Below are 23,834 nucleotides of genomic sequence, written 5' to 3' on the forward strand. Positions count from 1 at the left end.
CCGATTAGCCGTCTTCGGTATAGAACAGCAAGGTAAAGGCGGCGAGCGCCGTCAACACCGGCGGCAGCCAGGCGGCCAGGACAGGCGGCACGACCTCGGCCGAACCCATGGCCGAGGAAAACTGGTTCACGAAGAAGAAGGCGAAGCCCAGCACCACCGCCGCCACCGTCATCTTCGCCAGATCGCCCAGGCGCATCAGACGCAGCGAGAAAGCCGCCGCCAGAATCGACATGGCGGCGAACATCAGCGGCGTGGCCAGAAGCTGTTGCAGGCGCAGGCGATAGGCGGTCGAGGCGAAGCCTGCGTCCTCGATTCGCTGAATCTGGTTCGGCAGCGACCAGAAGGGCGTCGACTGCGGGCGGGCGAAGCGCTGGAACGCCTCCTTGTCCGCCAGGTTGGAGGGGAGGTCGAGCGTGGCGTAGCGCACGGCGCGCTGGCCGGTCTGCGCCCCCGTGGCGTCGGTTAGGCGCCAGCGTCCGGCGTTCAGGGTGGCGGTGGCGGCGTCGATCCGCTCGGTGAAGGTGCGGCGGCCGCCGGTCGTGGTCGTGTAGATGAAGAAGGTGGCGTCCAGCAGGCGTCCGCTGGCTTGCTCCTGACGCGCGCCGCGAATGATCATCTGGCGCGCGGCGTCGCCCTCGCGCAGCCAGACAGCTTCCTGTGTTTCGACGCCGGGGGTCGAGCCGGAGATGCGGCCCCGCTCGCGCTGCCACATGCCGTCGCCGGCGGCGGCCATGGGGCCGAACACCGTGACGGTGAGGACGCCGAGCACCAGGGCCGCCGCGGCCGCGGGCAGCACGAAGCGCCAGGCCGAGACGCCGGCTGCGCGCATGGCGATCAGTTCGCTGCGCCGGTTCAGGCCCACGAAGGCCGCCAGGGTGCCGAACAGGAAGACGAAGGGCAGCAACTGGACGATCACGGTCGGCGACTTCAGCAGCACCAGGCCGAAGATGCGGGCGCTGGAAAGCTCGCCGGACGAGTTCAGCCCGCGCGACACCTCGACGAAGTCGATCAGCATCACCAGCGTCGAGATGATGGCCAAGGCGACGGCCAGGGCGCGCAACTGCTGGATCAGCACATAGCGCTCGATGCGGCCGAGACGGACCCTCATGCGAACCTCGCCTTGAAGCGCTCATAGGGCGCCCAGATGCGCCGCCGGTGCGGCTTGAGCGCGCGGAACAGCAGGCGCAGGGCCACGAAACAGGTCGCCAGCGGCAGCAGATACTGAAGCAGGTTCAGCGCGCCGTTCCAGGCGCTGGCCGCGACCAGGCCGTAGCCGATGACCCGCACCACGAGGAAGACGCCCGCCGCCTTGGCGATCCGCCCGCTGTAGCCGGTGCGGCTGAACGATCCGCCGAGGATGGCCGTGAGCGCCAGCGCCATCGCCGCCAGCGCGTAGAGGGGCGAGGCCAGGCGAGAATGGGCCTCGGCCATCAGTTCGCCGCGGGTTCCCGCGCTTTCCAGCAGGGCCGGCGTGGGGTCGAACAGTTCGGTCAGCCACATGTCCGACGGCTTGAAACGAATGCGCTCGGTGGTCTGGGTATAGGGCGACAGGTCGAACACCTGCTGGTCGAACGACAGCTGGTTCAGCACGTCGCGCGACGAATAACGCTGCATCGATCCGTTCTGCATGGTCAGGACGGGCACGCCGTCGACCCGGCCGAAGCGCGCGGTCTCGGCGTCCCAGGTCGTCACCGTCTTGCCGTTGTCCAGATAGACGAACAGGTTCTTGAGCAGGCCGTTCTGCTCGATCTGCTGCACATAAACGGTCAGTCCGCCCGGCCCCTGAACGAACTGGCCTTCCTCGACCAGCAGGGCGGCCAGGTCGGTGCGGATGGCGAAGGCCTGACGCCGCGCCTCGCGCTGGGCCCAGGGCTGGACGAAGACATTGGTGATCAGGGCCGCCACGGCGACGATGACGGCGATGCGGATGGCGGGCCGGATCAGCGACCAGCGACTGACGCCGGCGGCGTAGGCGGCGGTCAACTCCTGTTCGCGCTGCAGACGCGTCAGGGCGATCAGGGCCCCGACGAACAGGCCGATGGGCAGGATCACGGCGACCAACTGCGGCAGGGCCAGCAAGGTCAGCTTGGCCATGACCCAGACGCTCTGGCCGCGTTCGACGATGACCTCGAGCTGATCCAGGCTCTGGCTCAAAAGGCCGATTCCGGCCAGCGCCGCGCACGCCGCCACGACGGGCAGACCGATCTGGCGGAAAAGATAGCCCTGAATCAGCGTCATGGTCGGGAAAGAAAGCGTTTCGGGAGGCGAGCGAGTTGCAGCCGCGAGCGATGCGGGCCATGTAATACACATCCGAGCGCAACGGCGAAACAGCCGGTGCGCCTATGTCTGTTTCAAGCACGACCGGGGCACAGAACCTCGGCCTGGAGTAGGTTTAATGAAAATCGAGTTCGTCGCTTCGCCCGGCTCCGCCGAAATCCTTGCCGTGCTGGTCCATGACGGGCGCGCGCTGGTCGGCGCGGGCTCGGCCCTGGACGCCGCAGCGTCGGGCACCCTGACCAAGGCGATGACGAACAGCCGCTTCACTGGCGGCGCGAACAGCACCCTGACCGTGGCCGCTCCGGCCGGCGTCGACGCCAACTCGGTTCTGCTGGTCGGCGCGGGCGCGTCGGACAAGCTGGACGACCTGGCGGTCGAAACCGCCGCCGCCGCCGCCTATCACGCGACCAAGCTGTCGGGCGCGGAAGTCCTGACCTTCGACGCCGCCCACCTGTCGCCCGAGCACGCCGCTCGCGGCGCCTTCGCCGCGCGTCTGGCCGCCTACCGCTTCGCCAAGTACCTGACCAAGCAGAAGGCCGACAAGATTCCCTCGGTCACGACAATTCGCGTCGTCACCTCGGACGTGAAGGCCGCCGAGGCCGCCTTCCAGCCGCTGTCGGCCGTCGCCGACGCCGTCCTGTTCTCGCGCGATCTGGTCGCTGAGCCGGCGAACGTCCTCTACCCGGCCGAGTTCGCGCGCCGCGTGAAGGACCTGGAAAGCCTGGGCCTGGAAGTCGAGATCCTGGGCGAAGCCGAGATGGAAAAGCTGGGCATGCGCACCCTGCTGGCCGTCGGCATGGGCTCGGTGCGTGAAAGCCAACTGGCCGTCATCAAGTGGAACGGCGGCAAGGCGGGCGAGGCCCCCATCGCCTTCGTCGGCAAGGGCGTCTGCTTCGACACCGGCGGTATCAGCCTGAAGCCGGCCGACGGCATGGAAGAGATGAAGTGGGACATGGGCGGCGCCGCCGCCGTGGCCGGCCTGATGCACGCGCTGGCGGGCCGCAAGGCCAAGGTCAACGCCGTCGGCGTCCTGGGTCTGGTCGAGAACATGCCTGACGGCGCGGCCCAGCGTCCGGGCGACGTGGTCGTGTCCATGTCGGGCCAGACCGTCGAAGTCCTGAACACCGACGCTGAGGGCCGCCTCGTTCTGGCGGACGCGCTCTGGTACACGCAGGAGCGTTTCAAGCCGAAATTCATGATCGACCTGGCCACCCTGACGGGCGCCATGATCATCTCGTTGGGTCTGGAATACGCGGGCGTCTTCTCGAACGACGACGGCGTGGCGAACGGTATCCTGGCCGCCGGTCCCAAGGTCGGCGAAAACGTCTGGCGCATGCCGATCCCGGCGCAATACGAGCGTCACATCGACAGTCCGATCGCCGACGTGAAGAACACCGGCAACGGCCGCGCCGGTGGCTCGATCACCGCCGCCCTGTTCCTGCAGCGCTTCACCAACGGCGTGCCGTGGGCGCACATCGACATCGCTCCGACCGCCTGGGTCAAGGACAGCCGCAACCCGACCGTGCCGGACGGCGCCGTGGGCTGGGGCGTGCGTCTGCTGGACCGTATGGTCGCCGACACCTACGAAGCCTGATCCGACGCATTTAGGGGGTAGGGCCGGGTGTCTGACGCAAAGCCGGAAATCTGGTTCTACCACCTGGAGCGCTCGACGCTGGATCAGGTGCTGCCGGGCCTGCTGGAGAAGACCCTCCAGCGGGGCTGGCGCGCGCTGGTGCGCGGGGCGACGTCGCACCGCCTCGACGACATCGACGAACATCTGTGGACCTATCGCGCCGACAGCTTCCTGCCGCATGGCCGGGCGTCGGACGACCACGCCGCGCGCCAGCCGATCCTGCTGTCCGAATCGGGCGACAACCTGAACGTTGCTCAGGCGCTGTTCATCGTCGATGAGTCAGAGCTGGGGGCCACGGAGGGGTACGAGCGGTGCTTCATCATTTTCGACGGTCGAAACGAACAGGCGTTGCAGTTCGCGCGGCAGCGCTGGCGCACGCTGAAGGCGGCGCACGCCAATCTGGCCTACTGGAAACAGACGGACGAAGGGCGCTGGGAAAAGGCGGCCTGATCGCCTTTCTGGCCGCATTGGGGCTGCTGGCGGTCGCCGGCTGCTCTTCTTCCTCGCCCTCGCGCGCGCCCGCTCCGACCGCTCCCCGCATCGTTGAACAGCGCCAGAGCCAGCTGATCGTCACGCGTCTGCCTCAGACCGACGCCGACATGTGCAAGGCGGGCGAGCTTCAGTGGCTGGTCGGGAAACCCAAAACCGAGATTCCCGTTCCGGTGGATGTGGTGAACCGAAGGGTGGCCTGCACCACCTGTCCCGTTACCGAAGACTACTCACCTTACCGATTGAATATCTTCTACAATCAGAAAACCGGCATCGTCGAACGCGTGGGCTGCGGCTAGGCCGAAAACGGAGAGAGACGCCATGAAGACGATGCTGATGCTGACCGCCTTCGCGAGCGCCGTGGCGCTCTCGGCCTGCGCCCCGAGCCAGAGCACGACGTCGACCCCGGGCGTCGAGGCGACGCCGGTGACCTGCAAGGCCAGCGATTATCAGGAATATGTCGGCCGCAACCGCTCGACGATTCCGACCGCGCCGGCCGGCCGTATCTTCCGCGTCCTGTGCAGCAGCTGCGCCGCCACGATGGATTTCCGTGAGAACCGCGTGACCTTCACCTACGACGACAAGAGCGATCTGGTGACGCGCGTCAGCTGTGGCTGATGCGGTTCAGGGGGCGGGCTTGACCGTGATGCGGACCGCATCGGCCCCCTCGGTCCCGACTTCATAGCGCGCCGTTCCGCCGCGCCTCATCATCATACGTGGCGCGGCGATTTCTTCGCCGTTGCGCGCCAGGCTGATCTCGGTGACCAGCAGGTCGTCGGCGCCGTCGCCCTGCTGGGTGTAGATGTTGGCGTTGAACTCAAGCGCATCCTTGTCCGCGTTAAGCGTCAGGGTCGCCGGGTGGCCTTCCGCCACGAAGGTGCGCGCCACGACCACGTCCTTGCCGGCCTCCATCACCTGAAGCTCCACGGCGTAGCGCTGCGGTGCGGCGCTTTGCGCCAGGGCGGAGGGGGGCGTGATCAGGGCTGCTGTCAGGGCGAGGGCGGCGAGGGTTCTGATCATGTCGGCTCCGAGGATCTAATGCCCGAAGCCGTCGCATGATTCTTACACCTCGAAGAACGACGATTTACCGAAGCGGCGGTTCGTTCCGCTGCAGGGCGTAGATGGCGTCGGCGATGTCCTCGGCCTTGGCCGTGACCACGGCCTGGGCGTCGGCCAGGCCGCGATTGTAGAACCAGCCGCCGATCTGTCCGCCGAAGAACTCCAGCACCATCTCGGCTTGAAGCTGGCTGATGTCCTGATCCAACTCCTTGCTGAAGAAGCCGCGGATGCGGCCGCCGATGGCGGTGCGTTCTTCCTTGGTGAACTGGATCGGCTTGGTCATCAGGAAGCTTTGTTCATCAGGAAACGGCGGCCAGGGCTTCTTCGGCCTCGACCCAGGCGGCCTCGGCGGCCTCCAGATCGGACTGGGTCTTGGCGCGGGCGCGCGTCAGGCCTTCCAGCGCCTTGGGATTGGACACGGCGGCGTTGGACAGGTCGTCGTCGATGCGAGCGACCTCGGCGGTCAGGGCGGCCATGCGCTCCTCGGCCTTCTTCACTGCGTGGCGCAGGGTTGAGGGCGAAGGCCCTGATTTCTTGTCGTTCTTCTTCTTGCCGCCTTGAACGGGGGCTGCGGCTGCGGCCTCCTGCTTGATCTGGCTGGGTTTGACGGCGGCGGCCTTGGCGCGGTCGAGGACGAACTTCTGATAGTCGTCCATGTCGCCCTCATAGGGCTTCACCGTGCCGTCCGCGGCCAGCCACAGACGGTCGGCGACCATCTCCATCAGCGAGCGGTCGTGGGTGATCAGGATGACGGCGCCGTTGTAGTCGTTCAGCGCGTCCAGCAGGGCGCGGCGGCTGTCGATGTCCAGGTGGTTGGTCGGTTCGTCGAGGATCAGGACGTGGGGGGCGTCCATCGCCACCATGTTCAACAGCAGTCGGGCGCGCTCGCCGCCGGACAGGCTCTCGACCGTGGTTTCCTGCTTTTCATAGCCGAGGCCGAACTGGGCCAGCTTGGAGCGGCGGCTGCTTTCGTTGGCGTCCGGCATGGCCCGGCGGATGATCTCCAGCGGGGTGTCGGTCGGGTCCATGGCCTCGATCTGATGCTGGTGGAACCAGCCCACGCGCATCTTCTTGTCGCGGTGCAGTTCGCCCTCGGAGACGTTCAGTGCGCCGGCGATCATCTTGGCGAAGGTCGACTTGCCGGCGCCGTTGACGCCCAGCAGGCCGATGCGGTCGTCCAGGTCCATGCGCAGGTTCAGATTGCGCAGGATGGGCTTGCCGGTCTCATAGCCGACGTTGGCGCGTTCCAGACGGATCAGCGGCGGCGCCAGAGGACGCGGCGGCGAGGGCAGGGTGAAGGGGGCGACGCGTTCCTCGATGGTGGTCGAGACCGGCTCCATCTTGGCCAGGCGCTTCATCCTCGACTGGGCCTGGGCGGCCTTGGAGGCCTTGGCCTTGAAGCGGTCCACGAAGGCTTGCAGGTGAGCCCGCTCGGCGTCCTGCTTGGCCTTGGCCGACAGTTGCAGGCGAGCCTTCTCGGCGCGCGCCTTTTCGAACATGTCGTAGCCGCCGGTGTAGAGTTCCAGCTTGCGGTTCGCCAGGTGCAGGGTGTGGGTGCAGCTGTTGTTCAGCAGTTCGCGGTCGTGGCTGATGATCAGGGCCGTGTGCGGGTATTTCTGCAGGCGGCTTTCGAGCCACAGGGCGCCTTCCAGGTCGAGGTAGTTGGTCGGTTCGTCGAGCAGCAGCATGTCCGGCTCTGAGAACAGGGCCGCGGCCAGGGCCACGCGCATCCGCCAGCCGCCCGAAAACTCGGACATGGGACGCTGCTGGTCTTCCTGGCTGAAACCCAGGCCGGCCAGGATTTCACCGGCGCGGGCGGGGGCCGAATCGGCGTCGATGTCGATCAGACGCGCCCAGATCTCGCCCATCTCTTCCGGCGGCGCGGTTTCAAGCCGGGTCAGCAGGTCATGGCGTTCGGCGTCCGCTTCCAGAATGGTGTCCAGCACGCTGTCGGGCGTGGCCGGGTGTTCCTGATCCACCGAGCCGACGCGGGCGGTCTTGGGCAGGCTGACTTCGTCGCCGTTGGCGGCCAGTTCGCCCAGGATCAGCTTGAACAGGGTCGACTTGCCGATGCCGTTGCGGCCCACTAGGCCGACTTTGGAGCCCGGCGGCAGGCTGACGGAGGCGTCGTCGAGGAACTGGCGGCCCCAGGCGTTGAACGTCAGGTTGGTGATCTGGAGCATTGCGAGCGTCTGACGTTCAGGTGGCGGTTGGAAAGCGGGGAGGGCGCCGCTATAAGCCCGCGACCCTCAATCCTCCAAACTGCAAAGAGTCTTCGCCATGACCGAACGTACTTTCTCGATCCTGAAACCCGACGCCACGCGCCGCAACCTGACCGGCGCGATCAACGCCGTCATCGAAGGCGCAGGCCTGCGCATCGTCGCTCAACGCCGCATCAAGCTGACCGAAGCCCAAGCCAAGAAATTCTACGAAGTGCACGCCGAGCGTCCCTTCTACGGCGAACTGGTCGGCCAGATGATCGCTGAGCCGGTCGTCGTGCAGGTGCTGGAAGGCGACAACGCCGTCGCCAAGTACCGCGAAGTCATGGGCGCCACCAACCCGAACGACGCCGCCGAAGGCACCATCCGCAAGCTGTTCGCCCTGTCGATCGGCGAGAACTCGGTCCATGGTTCGGACTCGCTGGAAAACGCCGGCATCGAAATCGCCCAGTTCTTCACCGACGCCGACATCGTTGGCTAAGGCTTTCTTGTTGGGCCGCGGTCAAAAGGCTCCGCCTTTTCGACCCGACGCGGCCTGGCAGGGATAAAGCGGCCCGCCTTCGGAAACGGAGGCGGGCCTTTCTTTTGGGTCGCGGGCAAAAAGAAACGGCGTCGGCTTTGCAGCCGACGCCGTTCTCATGTCCGTAGGGAGGTCGCGCCTACCAGATGCGGGCGCGCTTGTCCGGGGCGAGGTATTCCGCCTGACCCGGCTTGACGCCGAAGGCGGCGTACCAAGCGTCGATATTGCGCGGCGGGGTGGCGGCGCGGGCAGCGCCCGGCGAGTGCGGGTCGGTGGTCAGTTGCTCCTTCAACGCCGCCTCGCGCGACTTCTGGCGCCAGACCTGGGCCCAGCCCAGGAAGACGCGTTGATCGCCCGTCAGGCCGTCGATCACCGGGGCCGGCTGGCCGTTGAGGCTGCGATGATAGGCGTCCAGCGCCATCAGCAGGCCGCCCAGATCGGCGATGTTCTCGCCCATGGTCAGGTCGCCGTTGATATGCACGCCCGGAATGGGCTCCTGAGCGTCGTAGAGGGCGCCCAGCACCTTGGCGCGGGCGTCGAAGCGGGCGGCGTCCTCGGGCGTCCACCAGTCGCGCAGCACGCCGTCGGCGTCGGACTTGCGGCCCTGATCGTCGAAGCCGTGGGTGATCTCGTGGCCGATGACGGCGCCGATGCCGCCGTAGTTGACCGCCGGGTCCGCCTTGGGATCGAAGAAGGGCGGCTGCAGGATGGCGGCCGGGAAGACGATCTCGTTGCGCGGCGGGTTGTAGTAGGCGTTCACCGTCTGAGGCGTCATGATCCATTCCAGCGGATCGACCGGCTGGCCGATCTTGCCGCGCTTCCACGCCCAGTCGAAGGCCGAGGCCCGCTCGACGTTGCCGTAGAGGTCGTCAGCCGACAGCTCCAGCCCGTCATAGCTGCGCCATTTCTCGGGGTAGCCGATCTTCACGCCGAACTTGGACATTTTCAGCAGGGCCTGTTCGCGCGTGGCCTCGCTCATCCAGTCCAGAGCCTTCAGGCGCTCGGTCATGGCGGCCCGGAGGTTGGCGACCAGGGCCTCCATCTGCGTCTTGGACGAGGCCGGGAAGTGCAGGCGGACGTATTCCTGGCCCAGCACCTCGCCCAACTGGTTGTCGACCAGGGCGACGCCGCGGTTCCAGCGCGGGCGGTTCTCGGGCTGACCGCGCAGGGTCTTGCCGCGGAACTCGAAGCGCGAGTTCACGAAGGCGTCAGACAGGTAGGGGCTAGCCTGATCGACGATCTGGAAGGCTGCCCACGCCTTCAGCGTGTCCAGCGAGGTAGCAGCGAAGACCTGGGCGATGCCCGGGATGGCGGTGTTTTCCATCAGGACGATGGTGTCCACGTCGCCGATCTGGGCGCTTTGCAGGAAGGCGGCCCAGTCAAAGCCTGGGGCCAGATTGGCCAGGTTGGCGGTCGGGGCCGGGTTGTAGATCTTGTCCATCTGGCGACGCTCGACCGTCGTCCACTGCTTCTCGGCGACCTTGGTCTCGAAGGCCAGGATGTCGGCGGCGGCCTGGGCCGGCTCAGCCCAGCCAGCGGCGGTCAGGGCGCGGGTGACATAGGCGACGTAGGCTTCACGCTGAGGCGCGAAATCGGGTTTCAGGTAATAGTCGCGGTCGGGCAGGCCGAGGTTGCCCTGACCCATATAGGCGGTGTTGAACTGGGGGTTCTTCAGATCCTCGGCCACGTCTATGGCGAACAGCGAGCCGCCGAATTTCGCGTGGCTCTCGCCCATCAGGCGGGCGATGTCGGAACGGTCCGCAGCGGCGCGCACGGCGGCCAGATCGGCGGCCAGGGGCTGGGCGCCCAGCTGGTTGACGCGGGTCTCGTCCATGAAGCTGGCGTAGAGGGCGCCGACCTTCTGGGCGTTGGCGTTGGTCGGGTTGGCGGCGCTGGTCTCGATGATCGACTTCAACTGGCCTTGGGCGTTCTCATAAAGGGCGTCGAACGGGCCGAAACGGGCCTTGTCGGCGGGGATCTGCAGGTTCCTGAGATAGGTCCCGTTGGCGTATTCGTTGAAATCGTCGCCCGGCTTCACCGCCAGATCGCGACCGCCCAGGTCAAAGCCCCAGGGGTGGATTTGGGGCGCGTCAGCAGCGGCATGGGCGGGGTGGGCGTTCTGGGCTGTGGCGGCCTGGGCGGAGAGCGCGAGGGCGAGCGCCAGGCCGGCGGCGCCCATAAGGCGGGTCTTGAGCATCGGGTCTTCCCCATGTGGAAACAGGCGAGCGCAGTCGCCGGCAGAGCCGGGTCGAGCTTGAGCGGCGAACCTGCTCCCGCCTGGAACCAACCGTCACATTAATAATAGTTAAGGAAAGCGTCGCCGTCAGTGCGCGACGAAGGCCGCTAGCGTCTGCGGATACAGCGTATGTTCCGCTGCCTTGACCCGTTCGGCCAGGGTTTCGGCGGTGTCGCCGGGCAGGATCGGCACGCGCGCCTGACCCAGGACGGGGCCTTCATCGACCCCTTCGGTGACGAGATGGACGGTGCAACCGGCCTCGGCGTCGCCGGCTTCGATGGCGCGGGCGTGGGTGTTCAGGCCGGGATAGAGGGGCAGCAAGGATGGATGGATGTTCAGCATCCTGCCCGCCCATTTCTGCACCAGCCAGGGCGTCAGCAGCCGCATATAACCGGCGAGGGAGATCACCTCGATGTTCCGCTCTACCAGCAGGGTGTCCAGCGCGCGCTCATGCGCTTCGCGGTCCTTGCCGAAGGGCTTGTGTTCAATCGTCAGGGCCTCGACCCCGGCGGCGCGGGCCTTCTCCAGACCGGCCACATTCGCCACGTTGGAGAGGACGACCACGACCTCATAGGGGGCGTCCGCCGCCTGTCCCGCCGCGATCAGCGAGGCCATGTTGGTGCCGGAGCCGGAGATCAGCACGGCCACGCGCGTCTTGGGCTTGGCGGTTTCAGTCGGCATGGGGCGGCTCGGGCGACGGATCGGGGAGGAGACGAGGGATGCGACCGCGACGGCGGCTTGGCAAGCCCCATGCCGCTATCAGGGGGGGCGTTACAAAGTCCGTTGCCGGATGGACCGGCTTGGCGCTAGCGTCCCGGCGCCGGGATATCCGGTGCGTGAGGGGGAGTTTCACAATGCGTCATCTGCTTACCGCTGTCTGTGCGACGGCGATTTTGGCCGTGCCGATGGTTTCTGCGGCTCAGGAAGCGTCCGGCGGAGGCTCTGGCCCCGTGCGCTCGGCTGCCGACCGGCTGCGCAACGCCACCGCCGAGCAGGTGGAGCGCAACTGGGCGCGCGCGACGCCCGAGGAAAAGGAGGTGACGACCAGCCATTCGATCACCGCCCACGGTCGCGCCATGCGCTACAAGGCCACGGCTGGCACCCTGACCATCCGCGACGACGCGGGCATGCCGACGGCCAGCCTGTTCTATGTCGCCTATACGCTGGACGGCCAGCAGGCGGGCAGCCGGCCGGTGACCTACCTCTACAACGGGGGTCCGGGCTCGCCGACCGTGTGGCTGCACATGGGGGCCTTCGGCCCCGTGCGGGTGCAGACCGACAGCCCGGTGGTCGAGCGTCCGGCGCCGTTCAACGTCGGTCCCAACGACATGACCCTGCTGGACAAGACCGACCTGGTCTTCATCGACATGGTCGGCGCTGGATACTCGCGCCCGCTGGGCGAGACGCCGGGCTCGGCCTTCTGGGGCGTGGATCAGGACGCGGACGCCTTCACCCGCGCCATCATGCGCTACACGACCAAGTTCAACCGCTGGTCCAGCCCGAAATACGTTCTCGGCGAAAGCTACGGCACGCTGCGCACCGGGGCCGTGGCGCATCAACTGGAAAGCCGCGGCATGTCGCTGAACGGCGTCATCCTGCTGTCCTCGATCATGAACTACGGCGTGCGCCAGCCGGGCTATGCGCAGAACTTCATCACCCTGCTGCCGACCTATGCAGCCACGGCCTGGTATCACAACAAGGTGCCGAACCGCACCGCCACGGTCGAGGCCCACGTCCAGCGGACGCGCGAGTTCGCCATGGGGCCCTATGCTGCGGCCCTGGCCAAGGGTCACATGATCTCGAACGCCGAGCGCGCCCAGATCGCCCAGCAGATGAGCGAACTGATCGGCGTCTCGCCGACCTTCATCGACAACGCCAACCTGAGGGTCGAGCTGTCGCCGTTCCGCAAGGAACTGCTGCGTGACCGCCGTGAGACCATCGGCCGTCTGGACACCCGCTACCTGGGCATGGACGCCGACGCCGTGGGCGGCGAGCCGGAGGAAGACCCGTCGAGCAGCGCCGTCACCGGGGCCTATTTCGGCATCTTCAACGACTATGTGGCCAATACGCTGAACTACCGGACCGACATGGAGTATCGCCAGTCGGCGCGCGGCCTGCCGGGCTTCAACTGGAACTGGAGCCACCGTCCGCCGGTGGGTGGTCCGCAGACCACGCCGAACACGGCGGTCGATCTGGCCACGACGATGCGGCGCAATCCGCATCTGAAGGTGCTGTCGCTGAACGGCTATTACGACGGCGCCACGCCCTTCTTCTCGACCGAGTTCGATCTGGCCCAGATGATGCTGGAGCCGAAGCTGCGCCAGAACCTGGAGTTCACCTACTATGAGGGCGGACACATGATGTACACGAGCCGCCCCGCGCTGGTGGCCCTGCACCGCGATCTGGCCAAGTTCTACGAGGAAACCGAGAACGGCGGGGTTCGATAGGCCTCAGGCTGTGCATCTCCCTTCCCCCTCGATGGGGGAAGGGCTGGGGATGGGGGTGTGCGCATGACATTTCGGATAGGGCTCATGTGACGCGTCGGCGCCTCCTGGGCTTTCTTCGGAAACGGCTTGCCCTCACCCCCACCCAACCCTCCCCCATCGAGGGGGAGGGCTCTTGATAAATCCGGCCCAAGAAAAAAGGCCCCGGTCTCGCGACCGGGGCCTTTGTCATTTCAGGCGCGAGGCGCGCTTCAGGCGGCTTCGAGTTGGCCGCAAACGAAGGCTCCTTCGCCCGCGTTCAGCAGGGCGGCCAGGACCGGCTCGGCGTTCTCGGGCGAGACGATCAGGATGAAGCCGACGCCGCAGTTGAAGGTGCGGCGCAGTTCGTGGTCGGAGATGCCGCCGACGACGCTCAGCCATTCGAAGACGGGGGGCAGGGACCAGGCGTTCCAGTCGAACGCGGCCTGCAGGCCGTCGGCGATGCAGCGCGGCGGGTTTTCGATCAGGCCCCCGCCCGTGATGTGGGCCGCGCCCTTGATCAGGCCGGCCTTCATCAGCGGGAGGACCGGCTTCACATAGATGCGGGTCGGCTCCATCAGGGCCTGGGCCAGGGTGCGGTCCTTGGCGAAGGGGGCGTCGTCGCCCCAGGCCAGGCCAGACTTTTCCACGACCTTGCGGATGAGCGAATAGCCGTTCGAGTGCGGGCCCGACGAGGCCAGGCCGATGATGACGTCGCCGGCCTTCTGCTGGTCCAGATAGGGCAGAACCTGACCGCGCTCGACGGCGCCGACCGAGAAGCCGGCCAAATCATAGTCGCCGCCCGAATACATGCCCGGCATCTCGGCCGTCTCGCCGCCGACCAGGGCGCTGCCCGACTGGCGGCAGCCCTCGGCGATGCCGGCGACGACGCGGCGCGCGGCGTCCACGTCCAGCTTGCCCGTGGCGTAGTAGTCCAGGAACATCAGCGGCTCGGCGCCTTGCGCCAGCAGGTCGTTGACGCACATGGCGACCAGATCGACGCCCACGCCGTCATGACGGCCAGTCTCGATGGCGATCTTCAGCTTGGTGCCGACGCCGTCCGTCGTGGTGACGATCAGCGGGTCTTGGAAACCGGCAGCCTTCAGGTCGAACAGGGCGCCGAATCCGCCCAGCGAAGCCTCGGCGCCGGGGCGGCGAGTCGACTTGGCCAGGGGTTTGATGGCGTCGACCAACATTTCTCCGGCGTCGATATCCACACCCGCATCGGCGTAGGTGAGGCCGGAATTCGGGGCTTTCGGGGTGTCGCTCATCGGTCACGGCTCGAAATCGGGGGCGAAAATCTGTCGCAGCGCTCTTGCCACGACGGCGTCGCGCGGGGCTATAGCATCGGAATGACGCCAATCACCACCAATGACGCGCTGATCGAGTTCTGCGAACGCCTGGCCAAGGCCCCGTTCATCACGGTCGACACCGAGTTCATGCGCGAGACGACCTACTGGCCCAAGCTGTGCCTGATCCAGGCCGCTTCGCCCACGGACGCCGCGATCATCGACCCGATGGCCGAGGATCTGGACCTCGAACCCTTCCTCGCGCTGCTGCGCGACGAATCGATCATCAAGGTCTTCCATGCCGCCCGACAGGACGTGGAAATCTTCAACCGGCTGGGCGCCATGCCCAGGCCGATGTTCGACACCCAGGTCGCCGCCATGGCCGCCGGCTTCGGCGATCAGGTCAGCTATGAGCAACTGGTCCGCCAGATGCTGCGCCAGGAACTGGACAAGGGCAGCCGCTTCACTGACTGGGCGCGCCGCCCGCTGTCGGAAGCGCAACTGGTCTACGCCCTGGGCGATGTGACCCACCTGGCCGCCCTCTATCCCAAGCTGCTGGAGCGGCTGCAGAAGGAGGGCCGTCTCGACTGGGTCATGTCCGAAATGGCAGCCCTGACCGATCCGGCCCTCTACGACACCACGCCCGAGAATGCGTGGAAACGTCTGAAGCCCAAGAAATACGCCGCCAAATACCTGGCCGCCTTCGTCGCCGTCGCCGTCTGGCGTGAGCGCGCGGCCCAGGAGCGCGACCAGCCGCGTGGCCGTATCCTCAAGGACGAGGCGATCGACGAGATCGCGACCCAGGCCCCGACCGACCCCGACGCTTTCAACCGCCTGCGTTCGGTGCCCAAGGGCTTCGGCGGCTCGCGTCTGGGCATCGAGCTGGCGGCCGAGCTGAAGCGCGTCCTGGCCGACCCGGAAGCTCATGCGCCCAAGCTGGAGCGCCCGGCGCACGGCCAGCCGGCGCCCCCCTCGGTGGTCGAGCTGCTGAAGGTGCTGCTGAAGGCCAAGAGCGACAACGCCGGCGTGGCGACCAAGCTGATCGCCAACGTCGCCGATCTGGAAAAGATCGCCCTGGACGACAACGCCGACATCGAGGCCATGAAGGGGTGGCGCCGCCAGTTGTTCGGCGAAGACGCGCTGAAGCTGAAGCGCGGCGAGATCGCCCTGGTGCTGAACGGCGCCCGGGTCGAAGTGGTCGAAATCGAAGGCTAGGGATCAGGCCGGTGGCGAAGCCGGCTCCCACAGTTCGATCGGATTGCCTTCGGGATCGTGGATGCGCGCAAAGCGTCCGATCTCGGGGGCTTCCCATTCCGGCTTGGTGATCACCTCGATCCCGGCGGCCGTGAGGGAGGCGATCAGATCGTCCAGCCCCTCGACGCGCAGGTTCAGCATCCAGCGGTGGTCGGTGGCGAAATAGTCGCTGTCTTCCTTGAACGGAGCGAAGACGGTCGGGCCGGCCTGCTGATCCCAGACCCACACGCCCTCGGGCGCGCCGACGCCGAGGTGCGTCAGATACCAGTCGGCCAAGGCCTTGGTGTCCTTCGAGCGAAAGAAGAAGCCGCCGATTCCGGTGACTGGCATGGTCGTTCCTCCCAAAACGAGATCCGAGCGACGTCAGACCGACGCCGCATCCTGAATTTTCAAGCCTAGCCCCATGGCCTCGGCCAAGGCCTTGGCCCGGCGGCGCGTCTGTTCGCCCAGCAACATGTCAGCGTAGCCCTCGGCGGCCGTGATCCGCAACGCGCCCTTTTCGACGGTGGCGGCGGCGTTGGCGAGGAGTTGCGGCGAGCGGCCCGACAGGTCGCAGGCCAGCCGCATGGCCAGCCCGAGGGCGCGAGCGCGCTTCTGGCCCGTTTCGGACAGCAGCCGGTCCACGGCGCCGGGAGACGGCGTCTTGGCGTCGCCGCCGTAGCGGGCGTTCATCGCCACGGCCAGGAAGGCGCGTTCGGCGTGGGTCTGGCCCGGAATGGGCGAGCGCAACACCTGATCGAACACCAGTTCGACGCGATGGTCGGGGTGCAGCCGGGCGCCGAGGTCGGCCAGACGGCAGACCGACGAGGTCAGAACGGCGTCGCGTTCCTCGCCAAAGGCCTCAGGCATGGCTGAGACGACCGGTTGCAGCCAGCCGTCCAGCGCGCGCGGCAGGGCCGGATCGACGCCCTGGCGCCCGCCCCAGGCCGAACAGCCGGCCAGCAAGGGGTCGACCGCCGCCATGTCCGGCGACATCCCGGCGTAGAGCAGACCTTCGCGCACGCCCCAGGCCGAGAAGGTCACGGATTTCAGCCCCAGGGCGTCGATCAGCCCATCCAGCACCAGAGCGGCGTAGGGCAGGGTTTCGGCCCGGCGCTTGGACACGCCCGGCAGCTTTTCCAGCGACGCCTTGGACTGGCGCGCCACCAGTCGGGCCAGATCGCGCGCGTCCGCGGCGGTCATGGCGTATTCGTGCACGATCCGCAGCGGATGGTTGCTCATGGCCATATGCATCTGGGCCAGGCTGCGCCAGGCGCCGCCGACCGCGTGCAGGGCGTCGGTGGCGAAGGGCGCAGCGACCGGCTCCAGCCGTTTGGCGATACGGGCGCGCAGGCGGTCGGCGTCGAACCCCTTGGGGTCGGCCAGGGCGAACGGCCCCAGAGGCAGGGTCACGCCCTTGCCCAGCGGCTGATGCCGGGCGCTGTCGCCGATGCGGGTCAACTCCAGGCTGGCGCCGCCCATGTCGGCGGCGACGCCGCGCGATCGCGGGGCGCCAGCCAGGACGCCGAGCGCCGAATAGCGGGCCTCTTCCTCGCCGCTCAGGACGCGGACCTTGAGGCCGGTCTCGGCGGTGACGCGGGCGCAAAACTCGGAGCCGTCCTGGGCCTCTCGCACGGCGGCGGTGGCGGCGACGATGGTCTGATCCGGCTGCACGCCTTCGATCAGGGCGGCGAAGCGGCGCAGAGCGATCATGGCCGAGACCACGCCTGGAACTGACAGATGCTTCGTGGCAGCCATGTCACGGCCCAGCCCCGCCAGAACCTTTTCGTTGAACATGGTCCAGACCGCCCGGCCTTCCAGCCGGTAGAGGACCAGACGCACCGAGTTGGAGCCGATGTCGATGACGGCGATCTGGCGTGACGGGTATTCGGCCTCGACGCCCATCAGCGGCGCTTCCGGGGCTTGAGACCCGCATAGGACAGGGCGCCGGGCAGGGTCTTCACCTTGCGGCCGCGGCCCGACAGGCTGGGATTGGTCATGAAATATTTGTGGGCCGAGAACGGACGTTCAGGACCGGAGGGCGTGACGCGACGATAGGTTCCGTCCGACTCCAACACCCAGCTCTGGGCGTCGTCCTTCAGATTGGCGACCATGATCTGGTCCAGCACCTGATCGTGGACGGTGGCGTTCAGAATCGGCGTCATCAGCTCGACGCGACGGTCGAGGTTGCGCGGCATCCAGTCGGCGGACGAAATGAAAAGGCGCGCCTTGTTGTTGGGCAGGTCGTGGCCGTTGGCGAAGGCGATGATGCGGCTGTGTTCCAGGAAGCGGCCGATGATCGACTTGACCCGGATATTCTCGGACAGGCCCGCCACCCCGGGGCGCAGGCAGCAGATGCCGCGAATGACGAGTTCGATCCGCACGCCCCACTGACTGGCGCGGTACAGGGCGTCGATGATTTCGGGGTCGACCAGGGCGTTCATCTTGGCCCAGATGGCGGCGGGCTTGCCCTTGGCGGCGGCCGACATCTCCTTGCCGATCATCTCCAGCAGGCTGGTCTTCATGTTCAGCGGCGAGACGATCAGGGCCTCCAGTTCGTCCGGGGCGGCATAGCCGGTGATGTAGTTGAACACCCGCGTCGCATCGCGCCCCAGCACCGGATCGCAGGTGAAGAGGCTGAGGTCGGTGTAAATCTTGGCCGTCGTCGGGTGGTAGTTGCCGGTGCCGAAGTGGCAGTAGGTCCGCAGGGCCTCGCCCTCGCGACGCACGACGACGCTCAGCTTGGCGTGGGTCTTATACTCGACGAAGCCGAAGACGACGTGGACGCCGGCCCGCTCCATCTGCCGTGCCCAGCGCAGGTTGGCCTCCTCGTCAAAGCGCGCCTTGAGTTCGATCAGGGCGGTGACGTTCTTGCCGTTCTCGGCCGCCTCGATCAGGGCGGCGACGATCGGGCTGTCCTTGGAGGTGCGATACAGGGTCTGCTTTATGGCGATGACGTTGGGGTCGCGCGCCGCCTGTCGCAGGAACTGCACCACCACGTCGAAGCTCTCGAACGGGTGGTGGATCAGCATGTCCTTTTCGCGGACCGCCGCGAAGATGTCGCCGCCGTTGTCGCGCACCCGCTCGGGATAGCGCGGCTCATAGCCCTTGAACTTCAGGTCCGGGTGGCCGCCGGGGATCAGTTCGGCCAGTTGCGCCAGCCCCAGCATCCCCTCGACCAGAACCACGTCCTGAGGCTGGGCGTGCAGTTCGGCGATGATGAACTGGCGCAGGTCCTCGGGCATGGAGGCCTGAATCTTGATGCGGACGACCGAACCCATCCGGCGCTGCTTCAGCGCCTCTTCGAACTCCATGACCAGATCTTCGGCTTCTTCCTCGATCTCGATGTCCGAGTCGCGGATCAGGCGGAACAGTCCCTTCTCCAGAATTTCGCAGCCGGGGAAGAGATGGTCGATGAACAGCAGCAGCAGGTTTTCCAGCGAGACGAACCGCTTGCGCCCCGGCGCTGAACGGCCGTCGGTCGCCAGCGCCCAGAAGCGTCGCACCTGGGTCGGCACCGGCACCAGCGCATAGAGCACCCGGTTGTCGCTGTGACGGCGCAGTTTGAGCGCCAGCGAGAAGCCGAGGTTGGGCAGGAAGGGGAAGGGGTGGGCCGGGTCGATCGCCATCGGCGTCAGCACGGCGAACAACTGGTTCAGGAACTCGGGCTCCAGCCGCTCGCGCTCGGTGCGCGTGATCTTGGCGCCGTCGACGACCTCGATCCCGGCGGCCGTCATCTCCTTGCGCAGCACGCGCCACTGGCGCTGCTGTTCGGCCATCAGGCCCCCGGCGGCGGCGTTGACCTGTTCCAGCTGTTCCGCAGGGGTCAGGCCGTCTGGCGAGACGACGCGGACGCGCTCGCGCACCTGGCCTTTCAGGCCCGCCACGCGGGTCATGAAGAACTCATCCAGGTTGTTGGCCGAGATCGACAGGAAGCGGACCCGCTCCAGCAGCGGATGGCCCTCGTTGGCGGCTTCCTCCAGCACGCGTCCGTTGAAGGCCAACCAGGACAGCTCGCGGTTGATGAAGCGCTCGGGCGAGGCCATCAGTGCCTCGGACAGCTCCAGCTGCGGCGCGCGCGAGGAGGGGACTTCCTCGCCGGTGGTGTCGACGGCGATGGGCGCGATTTCAGTCATGTAGCCGTTGTCGCGCGGCCCTGTGACGGCTGCAACCGTGATCTGGCCTGATCTTGCGTGATCAGTCGGACAGTTCGTCGCTGTCGTCCAGCACCTGACGGGCCAGGACGCGGGTGACCGGGCGGTGGAAGGCGTCCAGTTGGTCCACGATGTTCTCAACGGCGTCGGCCGAGCGGTCGATGCGGCGGGCCAGATAGTCCACGACCTCTTCGCCCGGCGTGATGTTGCGGGTGGCGAAGGCGCGCTTCAGCATGGCGGCCAGAACGGCGTCGTCGGGCGCCTCGATCCCGACGGTGCGGATGGCGTTCAGGCGCGAGCGCAGGTCGGGCAGGTCGCAGGCCCAGGCCGCCGGAGGGTCGCGCGACACCAGCAGCAGGGCACCGCCCCCCGACTGGGTCAGGTTGATCAGGTGGAACAGGCTCTCGTCGTCGGCGTCCTGGGCGCGATCCAGGAGGACGAACTGGCCCTCCAGTTCCAGCGGATCCACCAGGGCGGCCTCGGCCCCGTGCAGGGCGACGGCGCCGGTGCGCTCGACCCAGGCGGCGGCCAGATGGCTCTTGCCGCTGCCGGGCGGGCCGAAGATCGACAGGACCGAACCGGGCGTCTCGGGCCAGGTCGCCAGCACCGAGGTCGCGCTGGAATTGGATTCGGACACGACGAAATCCGAGGCGCGCTGAGACGCCTCCTGCCGCAGGGGCAGGCGCAGTTGCTGGATGTCGGTGCCGAGGGCGGTCATGAAGGGAACCATAGCAGAGGCCGCCGGGCGTGCTGTGGGCAGGTTCCTTGCTGCGGTGGACAACCGCGCGGTGCTGTGGATTTAGCCGCCAGCCTTGACTTTCCGGGGCGATGGTGGGCCTTTCGCCCCTCCTAATTCACGCTGTTCTCCAGCCGTTTTCAGACGAAATCCGATCATGCACGCCTATCGCACCCATACCTGCGGCGCCCTCCGTTCGACGGATGCGGGCTCGAATGTTCGTCTGTCGGGCTGGGTTCACCGCAAGCGCGACCACGGCGGCCTGCTGTTCATCGACCTGCGCGACCACTACGGCTTGACGCAGCTGGTGCTTCACCCCGAGACGCCGGGCTTCGAAGCGGTCGAGCGCCTGCGCGCCGAAAGCGTCATCAAGATCGACGGCGAAGTGGTCAGCCGCTCGGCCGAGACCACCAACGCCAACCTGCCGACCGGCGCCGTCGAAGTGCGCGTGCTGTCGGTCGAGGTCCTGTCGGAAGCCGCCGAACTGCCGCTGCCCGTCTTTGGAGAGCCGGAATATCCTGAGGAAATCCGCCTCAAGAACCGCTTCCTCGACCTGCGTCGCGAGACCCTACACAAGAACATCGTCCTGCGCTCCAAGGTGATCCACTCGATCCGCCAGCGCATGGTCGAGCAGGGCTTCCTTGAGTATCAGACCCCGATCCTGACGGCCTCGTCGCCGGAAGGCGCGCGCGACTTCCTGGTGCCGAGCCGGATGCACCCGGGCAAGTTCTACGCCCTGCCGCAGGCCCCGCAGCAGTTCAAGCAACTGCTGATGGTCTCGGGCTTTGACCGCTACTTCCAGATCGCGCCCTGCTTCCGCGACGAAGACCTGCGCGCCGACCGTTCGCTGGAATTCTACCAGCTCGACGTCGAGATGAGCTTCGTCACCCAGGAAGACGTCTTTGCCGCCATTGAGCCGCTGATGAATGGCGTGTTCAACGAGTTCGGCGACGGCAAGCCGGTTTCGCCCATCGACGGCGTCCACACCTTCACCAACGATTTCGGCGATACGTTCGAGCACAAGGGCTTCGAACGCCTGACCTATGCTCAGTCGATGAAGTGGTACGGCTCGGACAAGCCGGACCTGCGTAACCCGATCAAGATGCAGGACGTGTCGGAACACTTCCGCGACGGTGGTTTCGGCCTGTTCGCCAAGATTCTGGGCGCGGACGCCAAGAACGCCGTCTGGGCCATTCCGGCCCCGACCGGCGGTTCGCGCGCCTTCTGCGACCGTATGAACTCGTGGGCCCAAGGCGAAGGCCAGCCGGGTCTGGGCTACATCTTCTGGTCGGACGATCAGCAGGCCTGGGGCGGCCCCATCGCCAAGAATCTGGGTCAGGAGCCGACCGAGGCCCTGATGGCGAGCTTGGGCCTGGGCAAGGGCGACGCCGCCTTCTTCACCGCCGGCGACCCCGCCGTCTTCGCCAAGTTCGCCGGTCTGGCCCGCACCCGCGTGGGCACGGAGCTGAAGCTGGTCGACGAGGAGCAGTTCAAGTTCTGCTGGATCGTCGACTTCCCGATGTTCGAATGGTCGGAAGAAGAGAAGAAGGTCGACTTCAGCCACAACCCCTTCTCGATGCCGCAGGGCGGGATGGAGGCCCTGGAGACCCAGGACCCGCTGACCATCCGCGCCTATCAGTACGACATCGTCTGCAACGGCTATGAGCTGTGCTCGGGCGCGATCCGGAACCACAAGGCCGAGATCATGCTCAAGGCCTTCGAGATCGCCGGCTATGACGCCTCGGTGGTCGAGGAGCAGTTCGGCGGCATGCTGAACGCCTTCCGCTTCGGCGCGCCGCCGCACGGCGGTCTGGCCCCCGGCATCGACCGCATCGTCATGCTGCTGGCCAACCAGACGGCCATCCGCGAAGTCATCGCCTTCCCGCTGAACCAGCAGGGCCAGGACCTGCTGATGAGCGCGCCCGCCGAGGCCGCCGAGAAGCAGCTCAAGGAACTGTCGATCCGCACGGCCCTGCCGCTCAAGATCTGAGCGGCGGCGGTCCGCTGACATGGAAAGGGGCGGCCTTCGCGGGCCGCCCCTTTTTTGTCTCGTGGTCAGTTGCCGGAGGCGATGACCAGATTGCGCTGGCGCGGCGGAACGGGGGGCGCGGGCGCCGCAGGGTGGGCGCGGACGATGCGGACGCTGCCGCCGCAGGAGCGCACCGAGAGGCCGCTGGGCAGGCGCGTGGCGCCGTCGCCGCAGGCTTCCTGGATCTGTTCCTGACGCAGGCCCCGCGCGCCCGACAGGTCGGCGCCGCGAATGTCGGTGCGGTCCATGGAGGCGCCCGAGAAATTGGCGCGGTCGAAGTTTCCGCCGGTCAGGCGGGCACTGTCGAGCGAGGCGTTGCGGAACGAGGCCCCGGCGAAATCGCCGTTGGTCAGGTTCGAGGCGTTGACCTCGGCGTTCGAGAAATCGGCGCCCTCGGCCCGCACATTGGCCAGGGTGGCGGCGAACATCTCGCTGCTGTTGAACTTGGCGCGGATCAGGACGGCGCGGTTGAAGTTCGCGCCGTTCAACTCTGCGGAAGACAGGTTAGCGCCTTGAAAATTGGTCTGGATCAGGGTCGCGCCCGTCGCTTCGGCACCGGTCAGGTTGGCGCTGGCGAACACAGCATCGGTGAAGTTGGCCCCGACCATCTCGGCGCCGCGCAGATCGGCGCGGCTGAAATCGCTGCCCGAGAAGTTCGAGCCGATCAACTCGGCGCCGCGCAGGATGGCGCCGACCAGGGTGGCGTTGGTGAAGCTGGCGCCTGTGAAGGTGGCGCCCGATAGATCGCGGCCCGACAGTTCGCAACGATTGCAACTGCCGCCCAAGGAGACCATGCGGGCGACGTCGCGATCCTGCATCTCGGCCATGTCCGCTGCTCCGGCAAAAGCGGGGGCGGCGATCAGGGCCCCCGACAGGGCGGCGGCTGCGGTGGCCAGGCGACGGAGGAGGGGACGCGTGCTTTTCATCACGTCACCTAGATGCTCTCACCTCCCGAAAAACCCTACTTAAATCGTGGTAACGAAGCCGGCCTTCAGCAGGCCGGAATGCGCAGGCCGGACGGCAGGACGGTTGCATCGTCGCCGCAGGCCTGATTGAGCTGGCTCTGGGTCAAGCCGATGGCTCGAGCCAGGTGGGCGCCCGACAGATTGGTTCCGCTCAGGCGGGCCCCGGCGAAGGTTGCGCCATCCAGGTAGGCACCGACGAAGCTGGCGTTGGTCAGGTCGGCCCCGGCGAAATTCGAACCCGAGAAGACGCCGCCGTAGGCGTCGACGTCGCGCATGTCGGCGCGCGAGAAACGGGTGCGGTTCATCACCGTCAGGCTCAGGTCCGCCTGGCGCAGGCGGGCGCCGGCCAGATTGAGGCCGCGGACCTCCATTCCCGAGAAGTCGCTCTGGAACAGGTTGCAGCCGGGGCAGGCGCCGCCGCCGCGCACGCGGCTGATCTGAGAGGCGTTCTGGGCGGCCGCAGGCAGGGTCGTGACGGCGATCATCGTCGCGGCGAGTGCGATAGCGAGACGGTTCATGCGAAGGCTCCGGGC

At 67.0% G+C, this 23,834-nt stretch carries 22 protein-coding genes; 8 read left to right on the forward strand and 14 right to left on the reverse strand.

Going from position 1 to position 23,834, the window contains the following annotated elements:
• Positions 1–4 precede the first annotated feature (4 nt).
• Together lptG and AB4Y68_RS00425 are read right to left on the reverse strand one after the other, a co-directional pair.
• The gene (gene lptG / locus AB4Y68_RS00420) at positions 5–1,108 is read right to left on the reverse strand and encodes an LPS export ABC transporter permease LptG (RefSeq protein WP_441453059.1); all 1,104 of its coding nucleotides are present in this window, start codon (positions 1,106–1,108) and stop codon (positions 5–7) included.
• Complete coding sequence (locus tag AB4Y68_RS00425; protein WP_441453061.1) at positions 1,105–2,238, reverse strand: LptF/LptG family permease; 1,134 nt, start codon at positions 2,236–2,238, stop codon at positions 1,105–1,107. Before AB4Y68_RS00425 ends, lptG begins: the two co-directional genes overlap by 4 nt.
• A gap of 157 nt (positions 2,239–2,395) precedes the next feature.
• Between AB4Y68_RS00425 and AB4Y68_RS00430 the strand changes: the two genes are divergently transcribed.
• Genes AB4Y68_RS00430 through AB4Y68_RS00445 form a run of 4 tightly spaced genes read left to right on the forward strand, consistent with a single transcriptional unit; the run spans position 2,396 to position 5,017 of the window.
• On the forward strand, positions 2,396–3,871 hold the full coding sequence (locus tag AB4Y68_RS00430; protein WP_441453063.1) for a leucyl aminopeptidase: 1,476 nt from the start codon (positions 2,396–2,398) through the stop codon (positions 3,869–3,871).
• 27 nt (positions 3,872–3,898) lie between these two features.
• Positions 3,899–4,360, forward strand: coding sequence for a DNA polymerase III subunit chi (locus tag AB4Y68_RS00435; RefSeq protein ID WP_441453065.1), 462 nt, complete (start codon positions 3,899–3,901; stop codon positions 4,358–4,360).
• A 17-nt stretch (positions 4,361–4,377) separates the two neighbouring features.
• Complete coding sequence (locus AB4Y68_RS00440) at positions 4,378–4,698, forward strand: hypothetical protein (RefSeq protein WP_441453067.1); 321 nt, start codon at positions 4,378–4,380, stop codon at positions 4,696–4,698.
• A 22-nt stretch (positions 4,699–4,720) separates the two neighbouring features.
• Positions 4,721–5,017, forward strand: a complete 297-nt coding sequence (locus AB4Y68_RS00445) for a hemolysin (RefSeq protein ID WP_441453069.1) — start codon at positions 4,721–4,723, stop codon at positions 5,015–5,017.
• A 6-nt stretch (positions 5,018–5,023) separates the two neighbouring features.
• Here the strand turns inward: AB4Y68_RS00445 and AB4Y68_RS00450 are convergent, their stop codons facing one another.
• The 3 genes from AB4Y68_RS00450 to AB4Y68_RS00460 all read right to left on the reverse strand — a co-directional run bounded on the left by AB4Y68_RS00450 (position 5,024) and on the right by AB4Y68_RS00460 (position 7,641).
• Positions 5,024–5,419: a hypothetical protein gene (locus tag AB4Y68_RS00450; RefSeq protein WP_441453070.1), complete on the reverse strand. Its 396-nt coding sequence runs from the start codon at positions 5,417–5,419 to the stop codon at positions 5,024–5,026.
• A 64-nt stretch (positions 5,420–5,483) separates the two neighbouring features.
• Positions 5,484–5,741, reverse strand: coding sequence for a DUF2164 domain-containing protein (locus AB4Y68_RS00455; RefSeq protein WP_441453072.1), 258 nt, complete (start codon positions 5,739–5,741; stop codon positions 5,484–5,486).
• A gap of 16 nt (positions 5,742–5,757) precedes the next feature.
• Positions 5,758–7,641, reverse strand: coding sequence for an ABC-F family ATP-binding cassette domain-containing protein (locus AB4Y68_RS00460; RefSeq protein WP_441453074.1), 1,884 nt, complete (start codon positions 7,639–7,641; stop codon positions 5,758–5,760).
• 97 nt (positions 7,642–7,738) lie between these two features.
• Between AB4Y68_RS00460 and ndk the strand changes: the two genes are divergently transcribed.
• On the forward strand, positions 7,739–8,158 hold the full coding sequence (gene ndk / locus AB4Y68_RS00465) for a nucleoside-diphosphate kinase (protein ID WP_441453076.1): 420 nt from the start codon (positions 7,739–7,741) through the stop codon (positions 8,156–8,158).
• A gap of 178 nt (positions 8,159–8,336) precedes the next feature.
• On the opposite strand, the gene AB4Y68_RS00470 is transcribed toward ndk, so the two are convergent.
• Both AB4Y68_RS00470 and purN read right to left on the reverse strand, forming a co-directional pair.
• Positions 8,337–10,394 carry a M13 family metallopeptidase gene (locus AB4Y68_RS00470; RefSeq protein WP_441453078.1) on the reverse strand — a complete coding sequence of 686 codons (2,058 nt, stop codon included), beginning with the start codon at positions 10,392–10,394 and terminating at the stop codon, positions 8,337–8,339.
• Positions 10,395–10,520: 126 nt separating this feature from the next.
• The gene (gene purN / locus AB4Y68_RS00475) at positions 10,521–11,114 is read right to left on the reverse strand and encodes a phosphoribosylglycinamide formyltransferase (RefSeq protein ID WP_441453079.1); all 594 of its coding nucleotides are present in this window, start codon (positions 11,112–11,114) and stop codon (positions 10,521–10,523) included.
• 173 nt (positions 11,115–11,287) lie between these two features.
• On the opposite strand from purN, the gene AB4Y68_RS00480 reads away from it, so the two are divergent.
• Positions 11,288–12,880 carry a S10 family peptidase gene (locus AB4Y68_RS00480; RefSeq protein ID WP_441453081.1) on the forward strand — a complete coding sequence of 531 codons (1,593 nt, stop codon included), beginning with the start codon at positions 11,288–11,290 and terminating at the stop codon, positions 12,878–12,880.
• A gap of 248 nt (positions 12,881–13,128) precedes the next feature.
• Here the strand turns inward: AB4Y68_RS00480 and purM are convergent, their stop codons facing one another.
• Positions 13,129–14,166 carry a phosphoribosylformylglycinamidine cyclo-ligase gene (purM, locus tag AB4Y68_RS00485; RefSeq protein ID WP_441453082.1) on the reverse strand — a complete coding sequence of 346 codons (1,038 nt, stop codon included), beginning with the start codon at positions 14,164–14,166 and terminating at the stop codon, positions 13,129–13,131.
• A gap of 81 nt (positions 14,167–14,247) precedes the next feature.
• Between purM and rnd the strand changes: the two genes are divergently transcribed.
• The gene (rnd, locus tag AB4Y68_RS00490) at positions 14,248–15,399 is read left to right on the forward strand and encodes a ribonuclease D (RefSeq protein WP_441453084.1); all 1,152 of its coding nucleotides are present in this window, start codon (positions 14,248–14,250) and stop codon (positions 15,397–15,399) included.
• A gap of 3 nt (positions 15,400–15,402) precedes the next feature.
• Here rnd and AB4Y68_RS00495 read toward each other — a convergent pair whose 3' ends face one another.
• The 4 genes from AB4Y68_RS00495 to AB4Y68_RS00510 all read right to left on the reverse strand — a co-directional run bounded on the left by AB4Y68_RS00495 (position 15,403) and on the right by AB4Y68_RS00510 (position 20,289).
• Complete coding sequence (locus AB4Y68_RS00495) at positions 15,403–15,768, reverse strand: VOC family protein (protein ID WP_441453086.1); 366 nt, start codon at positions 15,766–15,768, stop codon at positions 15,403–15,405.
• A 33-nt stretch (positions 15,769–15,801) separates the two neighbouring features.
• A complete protein-coding gene (locus AB4Y68_RS00500; RefSeq protein WP_441453088.1) occupies positions 15,802–17,322 on the reverse strand; it encodes a Ppx/GppA phosphatase family protein in 1,521 nt (506 codons plus the stop codon).
• Positions 17,322–19,553, reverse strand: coding sequence for an RNA degradosome polyphosphate kinase (locus AB4Y68_RS00505; RefSeq protein ID WP_441453090.1), 2,232 nt, complete (start codon positions 19,551–19,553; stop codon positions 17,322–17,324). Before AB4Y68_RS00505 ends, AB4Y68_RS00500 begins: the two co-directional genes overlap by 1 nt.
• A 61-nt stretch (positions 19,554–19,614) precedes the next feature.
• Positions 19,615–20,289: a chromosomal replication initiator DnaA gene (locus tag AB4Y68_RS00510; RefSeq protein ID WP_441453092.1), complete on the reverse strand. Its 675-nt coding sequence runs from the start codon at positions 20,287–20,289 to the stop codon at positions 19,615–19,617.
• A 175-nt stretch (positions 20,290–20,464) separates the two neighbouring features.
• On the opposite strand from AB4Y68_RS00510, the gene aspS reads away from it, so the two are divergent.
• The gene (gene aspS / locus AB4Y68_RS00515; protein ID WP_441453094.1) at positions 20,465–22,297 is read left to right on the forward strand and encodes an aspartate--tRNA ligase; all 1,833 of its coding nucleotides are present in this window, start codon (positions 20,465–20,467) and stop codon (positions 22,295–22,297) included.
• A gap of 65 nt (positions 22,298–22,362) precedes the next feature.
• Here aspS and AB4Y68_RS00520 read toward each other — a convergent pair whose 3' ends face one another.
• Together AB4Y68_RS00520 and AB4Y68_RS00525 are read right to left on the reverse strand one after the other, a co-directional pair.
• Entirely contained in the window at positions 22,363–23,262 is a 900-nt protein-coding gene (locus tag AB4Y68_RS00520; protein WP_441453096.1) for a pentapeptide repeat-containing protein, read from the reverse strand.
• Between the two features lie 65 nt (positions 23,263–23,327).
• Positions 23,328–23,819 (reverse strand): pentapeptide repeat-containing protein, encoded by a 492-nt coding sequence (locus AB4Y68_RS00525; protein ID WP_441453098.1) that lies wholly within the window; start codon positions 23,817–23,819, stop codon positions 23,328–23,330.
• Between the last annotated feature and the right edge of the window lie 15 nt (positions 23,820–23,834).

Origin of the sequence: Brevundimonas sp. 2YAF1 (assembly GCF_052114745.1) — a bacterium.
Lineage (GTDB): Bacteria > Pseudomonadota > Alphaproteobacteria > Caulobacterales > Caulobacteraceae > Brevundimonas.

Excerpts from the sequence above, each read along its gene's own strand:
- lptG (WP_441453059.1), bottom strand. The coding sequence starts at position 1,108 with ATGAGGGTCCGTCTCGGCCGCATCGAGCGCTATGTGCTGATCCAGCAG.
- AB4Y68_RS00425 (WP_441453061.1), bottom strand. The coding sequence starts at position 2,238 with ATGACGCTGATTCAGGGCTATCTTTTCCGCCAGATCGGTCTGCCCGTC.
- AB4Y68_RS00430 (WP_441453063.1), top strand. The coding sequence starts at position 2,396 with ATGAAAATCGAGTTCGTCGCTTCGCCCGGCTCCGCCGAAATCCTTGCC.
- AB4Y68_RS00445 (WP_441453069.1), top strand. The coding sequence starts at position 4,721 with ATGAAGACGATGCTGATGCTGACCGCCTTCGCGAGCGCCGTGGCGCTC.
- AB4Y68_RS00450 (WP_441453070.1), bottom strand. The coding sequence starts at position 5,419 with ATGATCAGAACCCTCGCCGCCCTCGCCCTGACAGCAGCCCTGATCACG.
- AB4Y68_RS00455 (WP_441453072.1), bottom strand. The coding sequence starts at position 5,741 with ATGACCAAGCCGATCCAGTTCACCAAGGAAGAACGCACCGCCATCGGC.
- AB4Y68_RS00460 (WP_441453074.1), bottom strand. The coding sequence starts at position 7,641 with ATGCTCCAGATCACCAACCTGACGTTCAACGCCTGGGGCCGCCAGTTC.
- ndk (WP_441453076.1), top strand. The coding sequence starts at position 7,739 with ATGACCGAACGTACTTTCTCGATCCTGAAACCCGACGCCACGCGCCGC.
- AB4Y68_RS00470 (WP_441453078.1), bottom strand. The coding sequence starts at position 10,394 with ATGCTCAAGACCCGCCTTATGGGCGCCGCCGGCCTGGCGCTCGCCCTC.
- purN (WP_441453079.1), bottom strand. The coding sequence starts at position 11,114 with ATGCCGACTGAAACCGCCAAGCCCAAGACGCGCGTGGCCGTGCTGATC.
- AB4Y68_RS00480 (WP_441453081.1), top strand. The coding sequence starts at position 11,288 with ATGCGTCATCTGCTTACCGCTGTCTGTGCGACGGCGATTTTGGCCGTG.
- purM (WP_441453082.1), bottom strand. The coding sequence starts at position 14,166 with ATGAGCGACACCCCGAAAGCCCCGAATTCCGGCCTCACCTACGCCGAT.
- rnd (WP_441453084.1), top strand. The coding sequence starts at position 14,248 with ATGACGCCAATCACCACCAATGACGCGCTGATCGAGTTCTGCGAACGC.
- AB4Y68_RS00495 (WP_441453086.1), bottom strand. The coding sequence starts at position 15,768 with ATGCCAGTCACCGGAATCGGCGGCTTCTTCTTTCGCTCGAAGGACACC.
- AB4Y68_RS00500 (WP_441453088.1), bottom strand. The coding sequence starts at position 17,322 with ATGGGCGTCGAGGCCGAATACCCGTCACGCCAGATCGCCGTCATCGAC.
- AB4Y68_RS00505 (WP_441453090.1), bottom strand. The coding sequence starts at position 19,553 with ATGACTGAAATCGCGCCCATCGCCGTCGACACCACCGGCGAGGAAGTC.
- AB4Y68_RS00510 (WP_441453092.1), bottom strand. The coding sequence starts at position 20,289 with ATGACCGCCCTCGGCACCGACATCCAGCAACTGCGCCTGCCCCTGCGG.
- aspS (WP_441453094.1), top strand. The coding sequence starts at position 20,465 with ATGCACGCCTATCGCACCCATACCTGCGGCGCCCTCCGTTCGACGGAT.
- AB4Y68_RS00520 (WP_441453096.1), bottom strand. The coding sequence starts at position 23,262 with ATGAAAAGCACGCGTCCCCTCCTCCGTCGCCTGGCCACCGCAGCCGCC.
- AB4Y68_RS00525 (WP_441453098.1), bottom strand. The coding sequence starts at position 23,819 with ATGAACCGTCTCGCTATCGCACTCGCCGCGACGATGATCGCCGTCACG.